Origin of the sequence: uncultured Marinobacter sp., assembly GCF_963974375.1 — a bacterium.
GTDB lineage: Bacteria > Pseudomonadota > Gammaproteobacteria > Pseudomonadales > Oleiphilaceae > Marinobacter.
Genome location: NZ_CAXBDN010000445.1, coordinates 1 through 1,572 on the forward strand (window position 1 = coordinate 1; position 1,572 = coordinate 1,572).

The window sequence follows — 1,572 nt, forward strand, 5'->3', positions numbered from 1 at the left end:
GGGCGGGGAGGCGCCAACGGCAAAGGTCCCTGCCGATGCAAAGGCCGCCTGCACAGGTCGTGCGGATAGGGCTTCGGATATGCCCAGTTCATCGCGGGCGTGGGCAGCGAGCGCATCGTATTCCATCAACTGGCTGGCAACCTTTGATGCCAGTTCCCCATCCAGTCCACGCTGGACGTAGATCGCCGTCAGCTCAGCGTGTTCCTGCGCCGGGTTGTCGGTCAGTTCGGCCCGCTCCCGGTTCAAATCAGCCTGTTCTGTGTCGGCCTGAGAGCTCACCGAGACATATTCTCCGGCGGCCATCGACATGGCCCCGGCAACAAGGCCGGCAATGCCAGCGACCAGAATGCTTTCGATCCCTGCCCCCGCAGCCGCTACGCCAAGTACAAGGCTCGCGTTGGAGACAATGCCATCATTGGCGCCCAGAACTGCCGCTCTGAGCCAACCTGTGCGGTGGGTCTTATGTCTTTCCGTATGTCTCATGAGTGGTGTCTCGAAATAGTTGCTGAGTAGGCTCTTTCTGATTCCGTTCGCATGGATCAGTCGTCCTGCCACATGCCGGGCGTTGGAGTGGTATACCATTTGACCTGATCCGGAGGCTCGCAACTGACCATGAGTTGTTCATCACTGAGTAAGCGATAGCCTTTCCGGTGAGCAGTACCCAGAAACGTTCCACCATTTCTGGTGAAGCATTGAAAATCGTGCAGGTCCTCTACAATAAGGTAGCTGTCGGGCGTTTGGCTCATCCACAACCAGGCATTGCGTTCCTCCTGCTGCCGGTTGCTGAAATAACTGAAGTGAGTGAAATCGAGCCTGGAGAACAGGATAAATTGTTCCTTGAAATCAATCATGCCGAGCTGCGCGTGAGGCGGAACGCTTTGTTCAGCTGTGGCGAGCACATTGCGAGGGGTGCGCAGGGGTTCCAGAATATAGTAACCCCAGGTTGTGTAAAGCAACCAGCTGATCATCAAAGCCAGAAAAAAACGCACCAGCGCATCGGCGCGCCAGAATATGCCAAGACCCAGCAGCCACACGAGGCCAATGGTGAACACCAGTGTTCCGGCCTTATGCAGGTTTGCCGGGTTCTGGCTATAATTCGACATGTTTTCAACTAACCCGGGGTGGTCGCTCCAGGCCATGACTCCTATGGTTATCAGAACAATGGCTAACAAGAAATGAATGACCGTCAGAACGAGCGGGAACCATCGGGCGGGGGGGTGGCTGCTGAGCACCGGCGCAAGCGACAGGGCGAACATGGGTAAGGCTGGCAACAAGTAGACGCCTCGCTTGCCGGGACTGATGCTGAAAAAAATGACTACCAGGGCAACCCAGACCAGCAGAACGAGAACGACAGGGCGATGCCGGATCACTTCTTTTACCGGACGAAACAGGGCCAGAAGCAACAAAGGCAGGGGGAACCAGAGGGATGGTATGACGTTGGCCAGATAATAATACCAGGGTCGGATGTGGCCCCCGGGGGCGGCATATCGTTCACCGGTTTGCTTGAACAATATGTTGCTTTTATAGGCAAGTGCTTCTTCTGTGCCCAGATTGTTCACATAACGCACCATA

Annotated in this window: 2 protein-coding genes; both read right to left on the minus strand. The window is 55.8% G+C overall.

Going from position 1 to position 1,572, the window contains the following annotated elements:
• A partial coding sequence (locus tag AAC035_RS21235; protein WP_339807111.1) for a VIT family protein occupies positions 1-483 on the minus strand: 483 nt, incomplete at its 3' end.
• 56 nt (positions 484-539) lie between these two features.
• On the minus strand, positions 540-1,403 hold the full coding sequence (locus AAC035_RS21240; protein WP_339807112.1) for a hypothetical protein: 864 nt from the start codon (positions 1,401-1,403) through the stop codon (positions 540-542).
• Positions 1,404-1,572: the final 169 nt, after the last annotated feature.